The organism is Arthrobacter sp. CAN_A214, from assembly GCF_015751955.1.
Classification (GTDB): domain Bacteria; phylum Actinomycetota; class Actinomycetes; order Actinomycetales; family Micrococcaceae; genus Arthrobacter_D.
The window spans coordinates 47602-65021 of the sequence record NZ_JADOUU010000013.1 but is presented as its reverse complement, the minus strand read 5'-3'; the positions used below and the strand labels follow the sequence as shown (position 1 = coordinate 65021).

General features: G+C 66.1%; 18 protein-coding genes and 1 pseudogene. 10 read left to right on the top strand and 9 right to left on the bottom strand.

From position 1 onward, the window contains the following. Positions 1 to 38 precede the first annotated feature (38 nt). The 3 genes from sufC (at position 39) to IWX65_RS12000 (ending at position 2872) form a co-directional block, all read left to right on the top strand. Positions 39 to 812: a Fe-S cluster assembly ATPase SufC gene (gene sufC, locus IWX65_RS12010; RefSeq protein ID WP_196883115.1), complete on the top strand. Its 774-nt coding sequence runs from the start codon at positions 39 to 41 to the stop codon at positions 810 to 812. A 29-nt stretch (positions 813 to 841) separates the two neighbouring features. Next, the gene (locus IWX65_RS12005; RefSeq protein ID WP_196822814.1) at positions 842 to 1171 is read left to right on the top strand and encodes a metal-sulfur cluster assembly factor; all 330 of its coding nucleotides are present in this window, start codon (positions 842 to 844) and stop codon (positions 1169 to 1171) included. A gap of 207 nt (positions 1172 to 1378) precedes the next feature. Then, positions 1379 to 2872: a glyceraldehyde-3-phosphate dehydrogenase gene (locus tag IWX65_RS12000; RefSeq protein WP_334683831.1), complete on the top strand. Its 1494-nt coding sequence runs from the start codon at positions 1379 to 1381 to the stop codon at positions 2870 to 2872. Positions 2873 to 3066: 194 nt separating this feature from the next. Here the strand turns inward: IWX65_RS12000 and IWX65_RS11995 are convergent, their stop codons facing one another. The 4 genes and pseudogenes from IWX65_RS11995 to IWX65_RS11980 all read right to left on the bottom strand — a co-directional run bounded on the left by IWX65_RS11995 (position 3067) and on the right by IWX65_RS11980 (position 5524). Continuing rightward, positions 3067 to 3414, bottom strand: a complete 348-nt coding sequence (locus IWX65_RS11995) for a hypothetical protein (RefSeq protein WP_196883111.1) — start codon at positions 3412 to 3414, stop codon at positions 3067 to 3069. Further along, positions 3414 to 4079, bottom strand: coding sequence for an energy-coupling factor transporter transmembrane component T family protein (locus IWX65_RS11990; protein WP_196883110.1), 666 nt, complete (start codon positions 4077 to 4079; stop codon positions 3414 to 3416). Before IWX65_RS11990 ends, IWX65_RS11995 begins: the two co-directional genes overlap by 1 nt. Further along, a pseudogene (locus IWX65_RS11985) lies at positions 4076 to 4714 on the bottom strand (energy-coupling factor ABC transporter ATP-binding protein); the annotation flags it as partial. The pseudogene IWX65_RS11985 and the gene IWX65_RS11990, both read right to left, overlap by 4 nt. 162 nt (positions 4715 to 4876) lie before the next feature. Next, positions 4877 to 5524 carry a biotin transporter BioY gene (locus IWX65_RS11980; RefSeq protein ID WP_196883106.1) on the bottom strand — a complete coding sequence of 216 codons (648 nt, stop codon included), beginning with the start codon at positions 5522 to 5524 and terminating at the stop codon, positions 4877 to 4879. A 158-nt stretch (positions 5525 to 5682) separates the two neighbouring features. On the opposite strand from IWX65_RS11980, the gene IWX65_RS11975 reads away from it, so the two are divergent. After that, positions 5683 to 7281 (top strand): ABC-F family ATP-binding cassette domain-containing protein, encoded by a 1599-nt coding sequence (locus IWX65_RS11975; RefSeq protein ID WP_196883174.1) that lies wholly within the window; start codon positions 5683 to 5685, stop codon positions 7279 to 7281. Positions 7282 to 7317: 36 nt separating this feature from the next. Here IWX65_RS11975 and IWX65_RS11970 read toward each other — a convergent pair whose 3' ends face one another. Genes IWX65_RS11970 through IWX65_RS11960 form a run of 3 tightly spaced genes read right to left on the bottom strand, consistent with a single transcriptional unit; the run spans position 7318 to position 8890 of the window. Beyond that, complete coding sequence (locus tag IWX65_RS11970; protein WP_196883104.1) at positions 7318 to 8214, bottom strand: SURF1 family cytochrome oxidase biogenesis protein; 897 nt, start codon at positions 8212 to 8214, stop codon at positions 7318 to 7320. Next, positions 8215 to 8511 (bottom strand): hypothetical protein, encoded by a 297-nt coding sequence (locus tag IWX65_RS11965; protein ID WP_334683830.1) that lies wholly within the window; start codon positions 8509 to 8511, stop codon positions 8215 to 8217. Continuing rightward, positions 8504 to 8890 carry a DUF3099 domain-containing protein gene (locus IWX65_RS11960; RefSeq protein ID WP_196883102.1) on the bottom strand — a complete coding sequence of 129 codons (387 nt, stop codon included), beginning with the start codon at positions 8888 to 8890 and terminating at the stop codon, positions 8504 to 8506. Before IWX65_RS11960 ends, IWX65_RS11965 begins: the two co-directional genes overlap by 8 nt. Positions 8891 to 9026: 136 nt before the next feature. Between IWX65_RS11960 and fabG the strand changes: the two genes are divergently transcribed. Next, positions 9027 to 9764, top strand: coding sequence for a 3-oxoacyl-ACP reductase FabG (gene fabG, locus IWX65_RS11955; protein WP_334683834.1), 738 nt, complete (start codon positions 9027 to 9029; stop codon positions 9762 to 9764). Between the two features lie 74 nt (positions 9765 to 9838). Further along, positions 9839 to 10588: an SDR family oxidoreductase gene (locus IWX65_RS11950; RefSeq protein ID WP_196883101.1), complete on the top strand. Its 750-nt coding sequence runs from the start codon at positions 9839 to 9841 to the stop codon at positions 10586 to 10588. A gap of 16 nt (positions 10589 to 10604) precedes the next feature. On the opposite strand, the gene serB is transcribed toward IWX65_RS11950, so the two are convergent. After that, a complete protein-coding gene (serB, locus tag IWX65_RS11945; protein ID WP_196883100.1) occupies positions 10605 to 11582 on the bottom strand; it encodes a phosphoserine phosphatase SerB in 978 nt (325 codons plus the stop codon). 92 nt (positions 11583 to 11674) lie between these two features. Between serB and IWX65_RS11940 the strand changes: the two genes are divergently transcribed. The 3 genes from IWX65_RS11940 to IWX65_RS11930 all read left to right on the top strand — a co-directional run bounded on the left by IWX65_RS11940 (position 11675) and on the right by IWX65_RS11930 (position 13706). Further along, entirely contained in the window at positions 11675 to 12466 is a 792-nt protein-coding gene (locus tag IWX65_RS11940; protein ID WP_196883099.1) for an ABC transporter ATP-binding protein, read from the top strand. Between the two features lie 26 nt (positions 12467 to 12492). Continuing rightward, on the top strand, positions 12493 to 13308 hold the full coding sequence (locus IWX65_RS11935; protein ID WP_196883098.1) for a TrmH family RNA methyltransferase: 816 nt from the start codon (positions 12493 to 12495) through the stop codon (positions 13306 to 13308). A gap of 140 nt (positions 13309 to 13448) precedes the next feature. Further along, the gene (locus IWX65_RS11930) at positions 13449 to 13706 is read left to right on the top strand and encodes a type B 50S ribosomal protein L31 (protein ID WP_196822801.1); all 258 of its coding nucleotides are present in this window, start codon (positions 13449 to 13451) and stop codon (positions 13704 to 13706) included. A gap of 80 nt (positions 13707 to 13786) precedes the next feature. Here IWX65_RS11930 and pepN read toward each other — a convergent pair whose 3' ends face one another. Next, on the bottom strand, positions 13787 to 16384 hold the full coding sequence (gene pepN, locus IWX65_RS11925) for an aminopeptidase N (protein ID WP_196883097.1): 2598 nt from the start codon (positions 16382 to 16384) through the stop codon (positions 13787 to 13789). Positions 16385 to 16567: 183 nt separating this feature from the next. Here pepN and IWX65_RS11920 point away from each other — a divergent pair, with 183 nt between their 5' ends. Beyond that, entirely contained in the window at positions 16568 to 17365 is a 798-nt protein-coding gene (locus tag IWX65_RS11920) for a SurA N-terminal domain-containing protein (protein ID WP_196883096.1), read from the top strand. Positions 17366 to 17420: the final 55 nt, after the last annotated feature.

The following is a 17420-nucleotide window of genomic DNA, read 5'->3' as shown; positions in this document are numbered from 1 at the left end:
AGACGACGCCCTGAATACCAGGGCAAAGGAGATACACAATGTCCACCCTTGAAATCAAGGACCTGCATGTCAGCATCGACACCGAGCAGGGCAGCAAACCCATCCTCAAAGGCGTCAGCCTGACCATCAACACCGGCGAGATCCATGCCATCATGGGGCCCAACGGTTCCGGCAAGTCCACGCTGGCCTCCACCATCGCGGGCCACCCCCGCTACACCGTGAACAGCGGTTCGATCACGCTCGACGGTGAGGACGTCCTCACCATGAGCGTCGACGAGCGGGCTCGCGCCGGACTCTTCCTCGCCATGCAGTACCCCGTGGAGGTCCCCGGGGTCACGATGACCAATTTCCTTCGCACCGCCAAGACCGCGCTCGACGGCGAGGCCCCGAGCCTCCGCCACTGGACCAAGGACGTCAAGGCGGCCATGGGGCAGCTGCGCATCGACGCGGACTTCGCGCAGCGCAATGTCAACGAGGGTTTCTCCGGCGGCGAGAAGAAGCGCGTCGAGATCCTGCAGCTCGAACTCTTCCACCCGAAGTTCGCCATCCTCGACGAGACCGACTCCGGCCTCGACGTCGACGCGCTCAAGGTCGTGTCCGAGGGCGTCAACCGCGAGCACTCCAAGGGCGCGATGGGCACGCTGCTCATCACCCACTACACCCGGATCCTTCGCTACATCAAGCCCGACCACGTCCACGTCTTCGTGGACGGCCGGATCGCCGAGCAGGGCGGCGCGGAACTTGCTGACCGGCTCGAGGAAGAGGGTTACGATCGTTTCATGCCCTCCGAGACGGCCGCAGTCCAGGCCTGAGTCAGCCCTGCTTCGACGAAAGGAACACCATGACTGATGTGCAAGCGGCGCAGACCGCGCTGGATGACGTCGAAGAGGCACTCCGCGACGTCATCGACCCCGAGCTCGGCGTCAACATCGTCGACCTGGGCCTGCTGTACGGCCTGAAGTATGCCGACGACGGCGCCCTCCTGATCGACATGACGCTCACCACCGCAGCGTGCCCCCTCACGGATGTCCTCGAGGAGCAGGTGGGCCAGGCGCTCGACGGCGTCGTCGACGATTGGCGGCTGAACTGGGTGTGGATGCCCCCTTGGGGTCCTGAGAAGATCACCGAGGATGGTCGCGACCAGATGCGCGCGCTCGGGTTCAATATCTAGATCCGACAGCAGAGGCTCCGTTCCAGGATGCCTGCTCGTCCCCCGTGGCGGCTTCTTCGGAAGCCGCCACGGGGCTTTCGGACGCGTCGGGGTGCAGGTTCGGGATAGGCTTGAGTAAACGACCAGCCGACGATGCCTGGCGCTATTCCGGCGCCCATCGGGTTGGAGGAATCAGCACCGGAGAACCCGGCGCAGTGAGGGATGCAGTTGACGCAGCATAATCCGAGCAAGAGTCTCGAAACCTGGATGAGCCGCGAGGCACTGGCCGAGGCCATGATTCCGCTGATCGGCCACCTGTACCGGAACAACAACGTGGTGACCAGCATCCACGGTCGCAGCCTGATCAACAAGTCGACGATGAACATCCTGAAGGCGCACCGCTTCGCCCGGCGCCTCAGCACGGAGGAACTGCGGCTGGAAGACACCGCGCCCCTGCTCAAGATCCTCACCGGTCTCGACCTGGGTGCCGCTGCGATCGATATTGCCCGGCTGCGCCTGAAGTTCGACCTCGAAGGCGGGGGCCGCACCCTCGAGGAATTCGTCCGTGAGGAACTTGCCGAGATCGTGGGGAAGGGAGGGCGCGACGAAAGGACGAGCACCGACGTCGTCCTTTACGGGTTCGGCCGGATCGGGCGCCTCCTCGCCCGGCTGCTGATCGAGAAGGCCGGCGGGGGACACGGGCTGCGGCTCCGGGCGGTGGTGGTCCGGCGAGGCTCCGACAACGACCTCGCAAAACGTGCGAGCCTCCTCCGCAGGGACTCGGTCCACGGCTCCTTCGAGGGGACCATCCAGGTGGACGAGCAGGCGGAGACCATCACCGCGAACGGCGTCCGCATCCAGTTCATCTACTCGGATGATCCCGCCACCATCGACTACACCTCCTACGGGATCTCCGATGCCCTCGTGGTGGACAACACGGGCCGCTGGCGCGACGCCGAGGGCCTGTCCCAGCACCTTCGCAGCAAGGGCGTGGCGAAGGTCCTGCTGACGGCGCCGGGCAAGGGCGCGCTGAAGAACATCGTCCACGGGATCAACCACGGCACGATCACCGAGGCGGATACCATCGTCACCGCGGCGTCCTGCACGACGAACGCCATCACACCCGTGCTGAAGGCCCTCAACGACCGCTTCGGCGTAGTGCATGGACACGTGGAGACGGTGCATTCGTTCACCAACGACCAGAACCTCATCGACAATTTCCACCGCGGGGACCGCCGCGGCCGCTCGGCCGCACTCAATATGGTGCTGACCGAGACGGGAGCGGCGAAGGCGGTCGCGAAGGCACTGCCCGAACTCGAGGGCAAGCTGACCGGAAGTTCCATCCGCGTCCCGACGCCGGATGTTTCCATCGCGATCCTGAACCTCACGCTGAGCGAGGGAACGACGAAGGAGGAGGTCAACGCCTACCTGCGCGGAATGTCGCTCCATTCGGACCTGCGCAAGCAGATCGACTACATCGACTCGCCGGAAGTCGTATCGACGGACTTCGTCGGCTCGCGCCGCGCCGGGATCGTGGACGGTCTGGCGACGATCGCGGATGGAACGTTCCTCGTGCTCTATGTCTGGTACGACAACGAGTTCGGCTACAGCTGCCAGGTGGTGCGGGTCATGGAGGAGATGGCCGGCGTCCACCCACCGGCTTTCCCGGTCAGGGAAGCCGCCGTGCCGGCCGCTGCCGTGCCGGCCGCTGCCGGGCTCTAGATCCGGCTTTTGGGTCCTGGGAGCGTCCCGGCCTGCGTGCCGGGACACTCCGCCCCCTGCCGGCCGTTCCTCGCCGCACGACTACCGCGTGGCCGGTTTCGGAATGTCCTCCACGATGTCGGCCCGGCGAGGAAGTGCCAGCGCGCCAGGAAAGGACCCCCGGCTCCCGCTGGACCGCTTATGCCGATGGGGAATCAGTGGCTCTCGCGCCCGCGGGTGGAAACGAGCACCGGCGGTACCACTCGGTCGGCCAGGATTCCCGTCGTCACGGAGAACACGGTCTTGTGGGTCACATCCACGACCTTCTCGATCGTCGGCCACGAGTGTGGTGGCGCGCCGACCCCGGTGGCATTCTCGATGGTCTGGTCGAAAGCCAGCCGGACCGCCGTGTGCCACAGGTTGGAGTAGGTCCCGCGGATACCGGTGACGGCCCATACCCCTCGCAGGGCGCCGAGGAATGCTGCAGTGCTGTAGTGCATCAGCTGGTTCCAGAAGACGGGCTTGTCGTTGTCGCCGGCGTTCCGGCCCAGGAGGGGGCCCACTACTTCCGCGCAGGGTGAACCGGCGAGTCCGACGCCGAGGGGTTGTCGTGCTCACCGAGCCCGCGGGCGGCGAGGGCTTCTCCCGTACGGTGCGCATACGCCACAGCGGATATCACCACGGGGACCACCGAGGCCCGCACGCTGCGCTCCAGTCCGCGGGCGCGTGCCGCGTCCCGAACATCGAGCAGCGAACCGGCCAGATACGGGATGCTGCGCATCAGAATGGCCAGCGCCAGTCCGAACCGCTCCGGGTCTCCTCCCACCGCCTTCACCGGGCGGGCCACGAACACCACGCCGTCGAGCAGTTCCTGGCCCGGTGTGGTGAGCGTCAGCATACGTGCTGCTAGCACGCAGACGAGGATGTTCCCCGTTGTCACGAACGCGGGAACAAGGCCGTTGGCGAAGCCGTGGTAAGTCATCAGAACGCCGAGAACAGGCGAGAGCGGCAGCACGGTCCGGAACAACTGCACGGCCGAGGTACGCGCTCCCACCGTGAGCCCCAGGACCGACACGGCGAGCCCGGCAGCCGTTACCCCAGGCACCCCGGCGGCGAGCACCACTCCGCTCAGGGCGAGGGACAGAAGGACTTTGAGCCACAGGGGAGTGCTGTGCAGGACCGAGCGGCCGGGAACGTAGAGCCCGAGGAGGTTTCCGTGCCCTCTCATGCGGCGCACAGGCTCCGGTAGAAGGCGACGGCGTCGACTGGTGGGCCGTCGAATCTGATGCGTCCACTGTCGATCACCAGGCACCGGTCGCTGTCGAGGGCGAAAGCGAGGTTGTGCGTGGTGAAGATGAGTTGGGCGGCCACGTCCCGCAGGGTGTCGCGGATCCGGTTCTCATTGCGGAGATCCAGCAATGTGGTGGGTTCGTCCGCTACGAGGATCAGGGGTTCCACGGCAGCGACGACGGCGATGGCGAGCAGTTGCCGTTCACCGCCGGAGAGGTCGTAGATGCTGCGGTCCGCGAGGTCGGCTATCCCGAACCGTTCCAAGACCTCCTGCGCCGCGGACCTCCGTTCCTCCGGACGCTTGATGCGGCTTCGCAGGGACAGCTCCACATCCTCGCGGCCGGTGGGCATGACGAGCTGGGACAACGGATCGGTGAAGATGAAACCGACCCGGCGCCGCACGTCGCGGCCGCGATGCCGGGTGTCCAGCCCCGCACTGGTCACCGAGCCCGACGACGGCAGGACGAGCCCGTTGATCAGCTTGAGCAGTGTCGATTTCCCGGAGCCGTTGGCGCCGATAATGGCGATCCGCCGTTCGGCCAACGACAGGGTGAGGTCCTGCAGGAGGGTGCGTTGCCCGTCGGTGCCACTGATGGCACCGTCGTCAGCGGCGACGCGAACAGCCACCCGGTCGAAGTCGATCATGCGTAAACCTCGATCGTGGGAGGGATCCGGTCATGGGTTGCACCGGTCATGGTGCGAGCTCCGCCATGCTTCGGACTTCGTCATGCCGATTCAGGAGGACGCGACGGCCGCAGGAGGGCGCGCCGCTCCCAGCAGCCTGGGGAACGCCCGGTGGACCGACAGTGCGATACCCGCTGCCAGGATGTTCTTGACGATGTCGCCGGGGAGGAAGATCGCATCCGCCAGCACAGCGGCCTTCATATCGAGCCCGCCGTTGATGACAAGGCCTGCAATACCGAGCGGATGGACTGTGAGAAGGCTCGCCGTCAGGCCGGCGAGGAACAGGCCGAACCACCGGAACCGGGCCCGGCGGAGGATCAGAACAGCAAGGAATCCCGCGAGGAGCGCGGCGAAGGGGAAGGCGATGAGGTAGCCCGCAGATGGTCCGGCGAGTACCCCGAAGCCGCTGCGGAACCCGCTGAACACCGGCAGTCCGGCGAGCCCGGCGACCAGATACAGCCCGACCGCCGCGAAACCGCGGGTCGGTCCGAGGACGAGCCCGGCGAGCATGACCCCCAGAGTCTGGAGCGTGATGGGCACCCCGAGGACACCGATCGGTATACCGGGTAGGATTGCCAAGGCGGCAATGAGTGCAGCGAAGACTGCGATCAGTGACAGATCGGTGGAGGTCCACCGTTTTCGTGAACGCCAGCTGGACTTCCCAGCCGGCCCGATGACCGTTTGTCGGGTGGGGTGCATGGTGAATCTTCCTTAGGAATACCGGCGAACCGCCGAGGGACTGTAGGGCATCTCCAATAGATCCCGTCTTCGTCCGACGATAGCGTCGGATTTCCCGGAATCCTTTGTAGGGTTCCCACAACCTTTGCCCTGTGCGGCAACACCGAAAGGTCATGGATTTGATCAACGTATCGAACTTGGAGCTGCGTGCCGGAGCCCGGCTGCTTATGGAGTCGGTGTCCTTCCGGGTTGACCGCGGCGACAAGATCGGGCTTGTGGGGCGCAACGGCGCCGGCAAGACCACCATGACACGCGTTCTCGCGGGGGAGTCACTCCCCGCCGGAGGGACGGTGACGCGGTCCGGAGAGATCGGCTATCTTCCCCAGGACCCCCGGACGCCCGATATGGACCAGCTTGCCCGCGACCGCATCCTGTCGGCGCGCAACCTCGACACCGTGGTGACCGAGCTCCGGCAGGCGCAGGAGGACATGGCCAGCGATGTCGCATCCGTCCGCGATAAGGCCATGTCCCGTTACGACCGCATCGAAGCGGCTTTCCTGGCCGGCGGTGGCTATGCGGCCGAAGCCGAGGCTGCGGCGATCTCCTCGAACCTGGCACTGCCCGAGCGCATCCTGAACCAGCCGCTCAAGACGCTCTCGGGCGGTCAGCGGCGGCGCGTGGAGCTCGCGAGGATCCTCTATTCGGGGGCGGAGACGATGCTGCTCGATGAGCCCACCAACCACCTGGACGCCGATTCCATCACCTGGCTGCGGGAGTTCCTGAAAAACCACCAGGGCGGCCTGATCGTGATCAGCCACGACGTCGAGCTGCTCGAGGCAACGGTGAACAAGGTGTTCCAGCTCGATGCCAACCGTGCCACGATCGACATCTACAACATGGGCTGGAAGCGCTACCAGCAGCAGCGCGAAACCGACGAACGTGCCCGGAAGCGTGAGCGGGCCAACGCGGAGAAGAAGGCCCAGGTCCTGATGGACCAGGCGAACAAGATGCGGGCGAAGGCCACGAAGGCCGTAGCGGCACAGAACATGGCCAAGCGCGCGGAGCGACTGCTCGGAGGCCTCGACGCAGTACGTGCGAACGACCGCGTGGCGGCATTGCGGTTCCCTGATCCTTCGCCGTGCGGCAAGACACCGATGACGGCCGAAGGACTGAGCAAGTCCTACGGCTCGCTCGAGATCTTCACCGACGTCGACCTCGCGATCGACCGCGGATCGAAGGTCGTCATCCTGGGTCTCAACGGTGCCGGCAAGACGACCCTGCTGAGGATGCTCGCAGGAGTGGACGCACCGGACACCGGCCGGGTCATCCCCGGGCACGGGCTCAAGGTCGGGTACTACGCGCAGGAGCATGAGACGCTCGATACCGAACGCACGGTCCTTCAGAACATGAAGTCATCCGCGCCAGACATGCAGGACGCCGAAGTGCGCGGCATTCTCGGCTCGTTCCTGTTCTCGGGTGACGACGTCGACAAGCCGGCCGGCGTGCTGTCCGGCGGCGAGAAGACCCGCCTGGCGCTCGCGACGATCGTGGCATCGTCGGCCAATGTCCTGCTGCTTGATGAGCCCACCAACAACCTGGACCCGGCGAGCCGCGCGGAGATCCTCGGCGCGCTCCGGAACTACTCCGGTGCGGTGGTCATGGTCAGCCACGACGAAGGGGCAGTGGACGCGCTCAATCCCGAGCGCGTGGTCCTGCTGCCGGACGGTGTGGAGGACCTCTGGAACGAGGACTACCTGGAGCTGGTCACACTCGCATAGCCGGGTGATCCCGATCGGGAGCGGGCGGCGAAGAGCCTAGGAGATGCCCTGCGCGTCGAGGATGGCGTCTTCCTCCTCCTCGGAGGTGGGCCTGCGCCGGGCCGCTCGGCGGGTGTTCCGTGCCGCCCGGGGGGTTCCCCGAGCTCCGGCATCGCCTGGTCCAGCGTCGTTGTCCTCGCCGGTGTTGTCCTTGCTGGTGTTGTCCTCGGAATCGAGGAGATGCTGCTGGCGCGCGGCATAGCCGAGGCCGACGAAGAGGAGCACGCCGAACGCGAACCACTGCATCGAGTAGGAGAGGTGGGGGCCCTCGTCCACTGAAGGTTTGGGGAACTGGAGGGGCGCCACAGCAGCCGCCGGGTTTTCCGAGGCCATCAGACCGTAGGCGCCCGTCTGCACAGGATAGTCGAGGCGCTCGGCGTACCCGGGAAGATCGATCGAGGCGATCTGGCCGTCCGGAGCACCGCGGTCGACCGCAGGCTCGCCCGGTCGGACACGCGCGATCACCGTCACGTCGCCGTCAGGAGGCGCGGGGACGGCGTCGGGCCTGCCGGCTTCCTCATTGCCGATCGGCAGCCAGCCGCGATCGATGATGACGGCAGTGCCGTCGTCGAGCCGAAGCGGCGTCAGCACCTCATAGCCCGGCTGGCCGTTCAGGGGACGATTCCGAACGATGACCTGATGGTCGGTGTCGTAGACCCCCCGAAGAACCACCGGCGTCCACTCACGGTCGGTCGTATAGGAGTCGAAGGTACTGTCGCCCGCGTCGTAGGGTACCGGTACACTCCCATAGTTCGCCTCGATGCGCTGGATCTCGGCCACGGCGAGGTCCCTGCGCTCCATCTGCCAATTGCCGAGGCCCACGCAGCCGGCAGCGAGGACGACGACGAGTGCGAGCCACCCCAGCCAGCGCGGGGACAGGAGGAAGCGGTACACCTACGCGCCTTCCGGTGCTGCGGCAGTGTCCGGCGGCGTATGCGCACCAAGCGGCACTGTCTCTTTCCACAGCCCGCGTGTCTGCAGATAGTCCTCGAACCATCCGACATGCTCGCTGCAGGACGCCCAGATCTTGCGCCGCTCGGGAGTGTGGATGCGCGGGTTGTTCCAGAGCAGCTGCCAGCCGGCATCGGCGCGGCAGCCTTTCCGGGAACAGACGGCGTTCCCGGAAGCAGGACTTGGAGAGTGGCTACCCTGCAGGGAGTCGAGGACGTTGAAGGCCGGCTGCTCAGGCATGCCGTGATTGTTCCTCGTCGACGATCTCACCGGACAGGACGTCGTCCGTCGGGTCGGGTGCGGCGTCGCTCACCCTGGCTTCGATCTCGCGTACCGGTGCACGGTCGAGGAGCGCGTCGCTGTGGCGGATATCACTTGTATCGCTGCCGCCGTTGGCGAAAATCACGGCGAAGTAGGGCAGGAAGACCGCTCCGGCGATCATGACCCACTGGAGCCAGCCCTCGACCACGAACACCAGCACGAAACAGACGAGTCGAATGCCCATCGAAACCGAATACTTGATCATCCGCGAGCGCATCTCGTCGGTGTGGGACTCGCGTGCATCCGAGATGCTGTGGACATCCGACTCGTGCTTACGCTGCCTTGATTGCTTACTCATCACACTCCATAGGGACTGTATCTATTGTCTCACCGCGGCGCCCTTTGTTAAAGTTGGGAGGCTCGCCGCTAGGATCGACGGGATACTTTGACAACGTCTAGGTGGGCACAATGTGTCCGAAGAAGCGGAGGGCCTGGTGCAGGCGGAGAACCGGAACACGGATACGCAGGGAGGACGGAGCGTCCTGGTGACGGGCGGGAACCGGGGAATCGGTCTCGCGATCGCGCAGGCATTCCTCGCCGGCGGCGACAAGGTCGCGATCACCTACCGGAGCGGGGAGGTGCCCGAGGGGATGCTCGGCGTCCGCGCCGACGTCACCAGCATGGAGCAGATCGACGCTGCGTTCACCGAGGTCGAGGCAGCCCAGGGCCCCGTCGAGGTACTCGTCGCCAACGCAGGCATCACGCGGGACACGCTGCTGCTGCGCATGAGCGAAGCGGACTTCACCGACGTGATCGACACCAACCTCACGGGCGCGTTCCGGGTGGTCCAGCGGGCATCCAAGGGCATGATGCGTCTGCGCAGGGGACGCGTCGTGCTGATTTCGTCGGTGACCGCGCTGTATGGAGCGCCCGGCCAGATCAACTATTCGGCCTCGAAAGCGGGGCTCGTCGGCATTGCACGGTCGCTGACCCGGGAGCTCGGCTCCCGCGGTATCACCGCCAACGTGGTGGCGCCCGGCTTCATCGATACGGACATGACGGCGGCGCTCCCCGAGGACATGCGGAAGAGCTACCTCTCCACCATTCCCGCCGGCCGGTTCGCCTCCCCCGAAGAGGTGGCGAAGGTTGTCACCTGGGTCGCGGGCACGGACGCCGCCTACATCTCGGGCGCCGTGATCCCGGTCGACGGCGGCCTCGGCATGGGCCACTAGGGCGTGCCCGCCGGGCACGACGACCGCAGGAAACTTCCAAACACTTTGCAGCAATCCGGAGAAGGAAAAAACACATGGGTACGTTGAACGGCACAGGAGCAATCGTCACAGGGTCATCACGGGGAATCGGGGCCGACGTCGCCCAGCTCCTCGCAGCCGAGGGCGCCTCGGTGGTGGTGAACTACCGCCAGAAGGCACCGCGGGCCAACAAGGTGGTGGCGGCGATCGAGGCCGCCGGCGGGAAAGCCGTGGCGGTCGGAGCAGATCTCACGGCTCCTGAGGGCGCAGCCGCGTTGATCACCGCGGCCCAGGAGAATTTCGGGGTGCTGAACCTGCTGATCCTCAACGCGTCCGGAGGCATGGAAACCACCATGGGGGAGGACTACGCGCTGAAGCTCAACCGTGACGCGCAGGTCGACATGGTGGAGGCCGCGGCGGACGTCATGCCGGCCGGGTCACGCATCGTGTTCGTCACCAGCCACCAGGCGCACTTCATCGACACCGTCGAGACGATGGAAGCGTACGAGCCGGTGGCCCGGAGCAAACGTGCGGGCGAGGACGCGCTGCGGAACCTCATTTCCGAGCTGGAGGGCAAGGGCATTTCGCTGGTAGTGGTATCGGGGGACATGATCGAGGGAACGGTCACGGCCACGCTCCTCGACCGCGCCACCCCCGGTGCCATCGAAGCGCGCCGTGTGGAGGCGGGCCGCCTCTACTCGGTGTCCGAGTTCGCCGCGGAGATCGTCCGGATGGTGACCGCTGACGTCCCCACCGGCCACACCGAGTACGTCGGGGGAGCGCAGGACTTCCTGGCCAAGAGCTGACGCCTGAGGAGCAGGCTCACACACCCGCAAAATGGCGGACGACGTCGAGGAAGGGCAGATCGACGACGGCGTCCGCCACGTCGCGAAGCGCAGGTTTCGCGTTGAACGCGACGCCGAACCCCGCGGCCGCCACCATGTCGATATCGTTGGCGCCGTCGCCCACGGCGATGGTCCGCGCTAGCGGAATGCCTGCGGCACCGGCCCACTGCCGGAGGGTGCGCTCTTTCTCGGCTCGGTCCACCACCGGACCCGTCACCCGGCCGGTGAGCGTCCCGCCGTCGATCTCCAGCAGGTTGGCCCGCGCCGAGGTGAGCTCCAGGCGCTGCGCCAGCGGCTGGAGCAGCTGGGTGAAGCCACCCGAGACAGCTGCGACGGAGTGTCCGGCGCTCAGGAAAGCATCAACGAGCACCTCGGCACCCTCGCTGAGTTCGATACTCCTGCCCACTGCGTCGATCACCGACACGGGCAGCCCCGCCAGGACCGCAACTCTCGCGTGGAGGCTCTGCGTGAAGTCGAGTTCACCGCGCATGGCCCTCTCCGTCACTTCCGCCACCTCGGCTTCCCGCCCCGCATAGGCGGCCAGGAGTTCGATGACCTCCTGCTTGATCAGTGTCGAATCCACGTCCATGATCAGCAGTTTCCGACCCGGCCCGAAAACCGGGGCAGGCACGACGGCGGTGCCGACGCCGCTCTGGTCCCCGCCGCTCTGGTCTCCTCCGTTCCCGGTAGGGACCCCGAGCCGACCGGTGGCGGTATTCCGGGAATCGTCGCCGCTGTCCACCGGTCGCCGGCTCGCCTCCCGAATTGCTACGCGCAGCTGATCCACCGTGCCGCCGTAGGCGACGGAAAGCGCCTGACCGGCATATCCGTTCCCCGAGGCGTCGCCGACCCCTGTGATGACACCGCCGGCCGCGGTGACGGCAGAGCGCACCAGCGAGAGCCGGCTCCCGGGAAGGGGGCTGCCATAACTGACTACCCGGTAGTCACGGTCCATTCTTCCTCCGGAAGCTGCTCGATCAGGATGGGCATGCAAGCCCGGCCCGCGGTTTCGCCAAGAGCCCGCCTATTAGCCTAGTGTCTAGTTCCATGAGTGACGTTCTGGAACTGGCGGGAGTGAGCATCGTCAGGGGCGGCAAGACCCTGTTGAACAGCATCGACTGGCAGGTGCGGGACGGCGAGCGATGGGTGGTGATGGGCCCCAATGGTGCCGGGAAGACCACGCTCCTGCAGGTAGCCGGTGCACGGCTCCACCCCACGAGCGGCGTTGCCGGAATCCTCGACGAAGTGATGGGTGCTGTCGACGTCTTCGAACTACGCCCCCGGATCGGACTGGCTTCGGCATCGCTGGCAACTCAAATTCCCGACCATGAGACCGTGCTGAATGTCGTGGTGACCGCCTCCTACGGCGTGACCGGGCGCTGGCGCGAACAGTATGAGCGGCTCGACGAACGGCGGGCCTTCCGCCTGCTCGACACCTGGGGCATGTCCACCTTCCTGAACCGGCCGTTCGCTTCCCTGAGCGAGGGCGAGCGGAAGCGCGTCCAGATCGCGCGCGCACTCATGGCAGATCCCGAGCTGCTGCTCCTCGACGAACCCGCTGCGGGCCTTGACCTCGCAGGCCGTGAGGACCTGATCATGAGGCTCACCGCCCTTGCCCGGGATGAGGATGCACCGGCCATGGTACTGGTAACCCATCACCTCGAAGAGGTGCCTCCCGGATTCACCCACGCGATGCTGCTCCGTGAAGGCGGGATCGTCTCGTCCGGGCCGATCGAGGGCGTTCTGACCGAGGAGAACCTCAGCGCAGCATTCGATTTCCCGCTCAGCGTCAGCCGGACGAACGGCAGATTCAGCGCCGTCGCCCGGTCCGCCGCCTGACGGCACTCCATTCCGAATCCCAACTGATGCCTCGGATCCGGCTCGACGGCCCGGCGGACTCCCTCCTGTCCGACTACCGTGGCCTCACCGATACCCAGTTGCGCCGCCGGACCGAACCCGCTGGGGGCCTCTACATCGCCGAAGGTTCTAAGGTGTTACGACGGGCCGTTGCAGCCGGACATACGCCGCGGTCGTTCCTCCTTACCGAGAAATGGCTGCCCGGGCTGGAGGACGTCCTCCAGCATTTTCCCGACGTGCCGGCGTTCATCGGGGACGCGGCAGTCCTGGAGGGAATCACCGGCTTCCATCTGCACCGCGGAGCGCTCGCAGCGATGAACCGTCCGGTGCCGGCCCGCCTCGACGTGGTCCTGAAGGAGGCCAGGCGGGTGGCGGTGCTCGAGGACATCGGCGACCACACCAATCTCGGAGCAGTGTTCCGCTCCGCAGCCGCACTGGGAATCGACGCCGTACTCCTCAGCCCGGGGTGCGCGGATCCGCTGTACCGCAGGGCAATCCGGGTCAGCATGGGGGGTGTCTTCCAGGTGCCGTGGGCGCGACTCCCGGAGGGGCCGCTCGATCTTGGACTGCTGCGGGAATTCGGCTTCGCGATCGGCGCACTCGCCCTCACCCCGGACGCCGTGGGTATCGAGGAGTTCGCTGCGGAACGCCATGCGCGGCTCGCGCTGCTGCTCGGCACCGAGGGAAACGGCTTGTCCGACGTCGCGCTCGCCTCGGCCGACACCGCAGTTCGAATTCCCATGTACGGGGGAGTCGATTCGTTGAACGTGGCTGCGGCCGCCGCCGTCGCCTTCTGGGAGTGCAGGGAAAGGACAGCCGGGTGATACCCGAGCGACGCCCAGCTAGTCGGCTTTCGCGGACGGAAGCGGCATACGGTAGTGTTACTGGTTGGTCCTCAGCGTCCAATCCCAACTTTCAATCACCAGTGCCTGGCAAAATCCAGGCAGCCAGAGAAGGTATTCCTGTGAAGTCTGATATCCACCCCAAGTACCAGGCGGTTGTTTTCCGCGACCTAGCCTCCGACAAGTCATTCCTGACGAAGTCGACGGTCGGCTCGAGCAAGACCATCGAATGGGAAGATGGAAACACCTACCCGCTCATCGAGGTGGAAATCTCTTCGGAATCCCACCCCTTCTACACCGGCAAGCAGCGGATCATGGACTCCGCCGGCCGCGTGGAGCGCTTCAACGCCCGCTTCAAGGGCTTCGGCGCCAAGAAGTAGGTTTTCCCGGGCCGAGCCGGCTCCGCCCGGTCATAGCTGACGAAGAAAGAGCCACGCCTGACGGCGCGGCTCTTTCTTCGTTAACCTGCCTGCTGGGCGCGTAACGCACGGAGGAGGTGGTCCCGTTCCTCGATCACGATGCGGCGCAGCGCCCGCGGGGCGCCACTGTTTCCAGCCAGCCAGCGGTCGGTCGCCTGCACCGCGGGATGGGTGGAGGGGTCGGGGCCGCCGTCGGAGTCGGAGTGGCCCGGATAGAGCCCCCGGACCACCCGGCTCGCCATTTCGATGCCCCGGCGCTGCCACACTTCGCCGATGGCGTCGAAGTAGCGGGCGTCGAAGGGCCGTGTCAGCTCGATGCCGCCCAGCGTGAAGCCTTCGATCGTGGCGCTGAGCAGATCGTTGGAGAGCTGATCGCCGTGCACTGCTTCCTGCCAGGCCGCCCGCTTGATCGCAGGGTCCGGGAAGGCCGCGGACGCCAGGGTGTACCCCACCTTGCCGGACGCGGTGTTGTCTGCGGCGAGCTCCGCCTCGAGTTCACCGCTGGTGGTGAGCCCGTGCGCCGCCAGCGCCTGCAGGAACATCCACCGCAGCTCGGCGTCGATCTCCAGGCCGGGAACGACGGCGTCGCCGTCGAGCAGTGCCCGAAGCAGCCCGGTGGGCTCGCCGGCGGTGCGTGCCGCGCCGGCAAGGGCGCGCGCCCAGGCGAGCTGCAGGTCGGAGCCCTGACCGGATGCCATCAGGCCCTTCTTCAGGAGTGTTCCGTAGCGTCGGCGGAGGGCCGGCCTCGCTGCAGGAGGGGAGAAGCGTTCGACGGCGGTCCCCGCGTTCGCCAGAATGACCTGCAGGACGCCGACGCCGGTTTCCCTCGGCGCGGCATGTTCCACGGCGGTGAGGTATTCTTCGGGGCTGAGGTCGGCGTTCCGCGTAGTGGACCAGAGAGCGGCCAGGCAGGTGGCCCTGGCCAGGGGATCCCGCACCCTGTCCACCGCCGTGAGCAGAGTTGCCTGCGACCGCTCGTCGAACCGCAGTTTTGCGTACGTCAGATCGTCGTCGTTCGGGATGAGCAGGTCCGCCTGCCGGACGCCGATCAGCCCTGGAACCCCGGTTCGATCGCCCGAGACGGTGACCTGCTCCGATGCGGTCCGGACGAGGTCTCCGGCGGCATCGTAGGAGTACAGTCCGAGCCGAACCGTGTGCGGGCGCGGCTGCTCCTTGCCGGTGACGGGATCCGTGGCTTCCTGCCGTACCGTGACGGATGCGTAGGCGCCGGCGTCGTCGAGCGTGATCTCGGCGCCCAGGGTGGGGACCCCCGAGGTCTGGAGCCACTGGCGGGCCCAGGTGCTCAGATCCTCACCGGTCGCGTCGGCGAGCGCGTCGAGGAGGTCGGTGAGCGTGGTGTTGCCGTAGGCATGCCTACGGAAGTAGCTGCGCGATGCGGCGATGAATGCCTCGAACCCGGAGAAGGCCACGAGCTGCTTCAGCACCGCGGCACCCTTCGCATAGGTGATGCCGTCGAAGTTCTGCTTGGCGGCTTCGAGGTCCGGAATGTCGGCGACGATGGGATGCGTGGTCGGGAGCTGGTCCTGCACGTACGCCCAGGCTTTGCGCTTGTTCGCGAAGCTCACCCATGAGGTATCCCACCGGGTGGCTTCCGCGACGGCGAGGGCGCCCATGTAGTCGGCGAAGGACTCCTTGAGCCAGAGATCGTCCCACCACACCATGGTCACCAGGTCGCCGAACCACATGTGCGCCATCTCGTGCAGGATCGTGTTGGCCCGTGCTTCGTACTGCGCGGCGGTCGCTGCGGACCGGAAGACGTAACCCTCGGTGAAGGTGACCAGGCCCGGGTTCTCCATGGCTCCCAGGTTGTACTCCGGCACGAAAGCCTGGTCGTACTTCCCGAACGGGTAGGGGTAGTCGAACAGGTCGGAGAAGAAGGTCAGTCCCCGCCGGGTGACGTCGAGGATCTCCTCGGAGTCGAAGGACGCGGTGAGTGATTTCCGGCAGTACAGTCCCAGTTCGATGCCGGGAGCAGCGGCATTCATCGGTTGCCAGGAGCCGGATACCCGGTGGTACGGACCTGCCAGTACCGAGGTGATGTAGGTGGAAATCCGCTGGGTCGGCGCGAAGCGCCAGGTACCGGCGTCCTGGCCCCCATCCTCACGGCGGTCCACGACCGCGTTCGACGCGACGGTCCACGACGACGGCGCCTGCACCGAGAAGGTGAAGGCGGCTTTGAGGTCGGGCTGCTCGAAATTGGCGAACACTCGGCGGGCATCGGCGGGCTCGTACTGGGTGTACAGGTAGGTGGAGTTGTCAGCCGGGTCGACGAACCGGTGCATCCCCTCGCCGCTGCGGCTGTACAGTGCCGTGCCGTCCACGATCACGGTGTTGCGTTCGCTGAGTCCGTCGAGCCGGATCCGCGCACCCGTGACGGCCGAGCCGAGGTCCAGTTCCATGCCGTTCAGAGTCACTGACTCGACGCTTTTGGAGATGAAGTCGAGAAAGGTCGAGGAACCGGGGGCGGTGCAGGTGAAGGTGACGGCACACCGGGACCGAAAGCCGGTTTCCTGCGGATCCTCGGCGTTGCGCAGGTCAAGTGCGACGTCATAGGCATCAATCCGGAGGAGCTGTGAGCGCGCTGCCGCTTCGTCCCGCGTGAGATTCTCGTTGTCCATCCGGCCATTCAACCACGGCCCGAAATGCCGTATGACGGCGATGGCGTTGCTTGCCAGAGTTCTCCAAGGTGGAGGAACTAGGCTCGATGGGTTCCATTGGGACAAGCCGTGACTATCGCGCGGTCTCTTGCCAGGAGTCTCTGGCCCCGGAACTGGAATCCGAGTTTGACGGTTAGGAGAATTATGTTGAAGAAGCAATGGTTGATGGGTCTGGTCCTCGCTGGGTCGGTATCGGTGGCAGGCTGCGGCGCGCCGAGCGAGGACCCCGCAGCAGGATCCGACACACAGCAGGAAACTCCAGCCGAGGGTAGCGGTGAAGCCGCGGATGACAGCGGAGCCGCTCCTCAGGAAGAGCTGCCCACGCCTGATCTGGAGGGCATTCCCGAGGTGGTAGCGGAAGTCAACGGGGAGCAGATCCTGAAGGAAAAATTCACGACATCCTATGAGGGCCAGTTCCAGCAGCTGGCCATGCAGTCGCAGCTGAGCGGTCAGGAAGTCGACCAGGACCAATTGAAGACCCAGACGGCCGACACCCTGATCGGCAGCGAACTGCTGGTCCAGGAGGTGAAGAAGCGCGGCATCGAGGCATCCACTGAGGAGATCGACGCATCGTGGGCTGATCTGGTGGAGTCGAGCCAGCTCGGGTCGAAGGAAGAGGTGATCGCTGCCATCGCCGAGCAGGGCATCGACGAAGCAGAAGTGACGTCCCAGGTGGAGGCCCAGGTCGGAGTCGACAAGCTCATTGCCGAGGAAACCGGCGATACCGCGGCCACCGAAGCCGAGCTCCAGGCGTTGTATGACCAGGTGAAGGCCCAGCAGGCCGAGGCCGGCGGGCAGGAGGGCCAGGAAACCGAGTTCCCAGCCTTCGAGGAGGCACGGCCGGCTCTCGAGGAGCAGGTGCGGGGTCAGAAGGAAGCCGACGCGGCGGAGGCGCTGGTGTCAGCCCTGCGCGCAGAAGCGGATGTCGTCGTCCACATCTGACCGACATCCGGAACCGAAGCAGCCTGCCCCGGAAAGCCGGGGCAGGCTGCTTCTT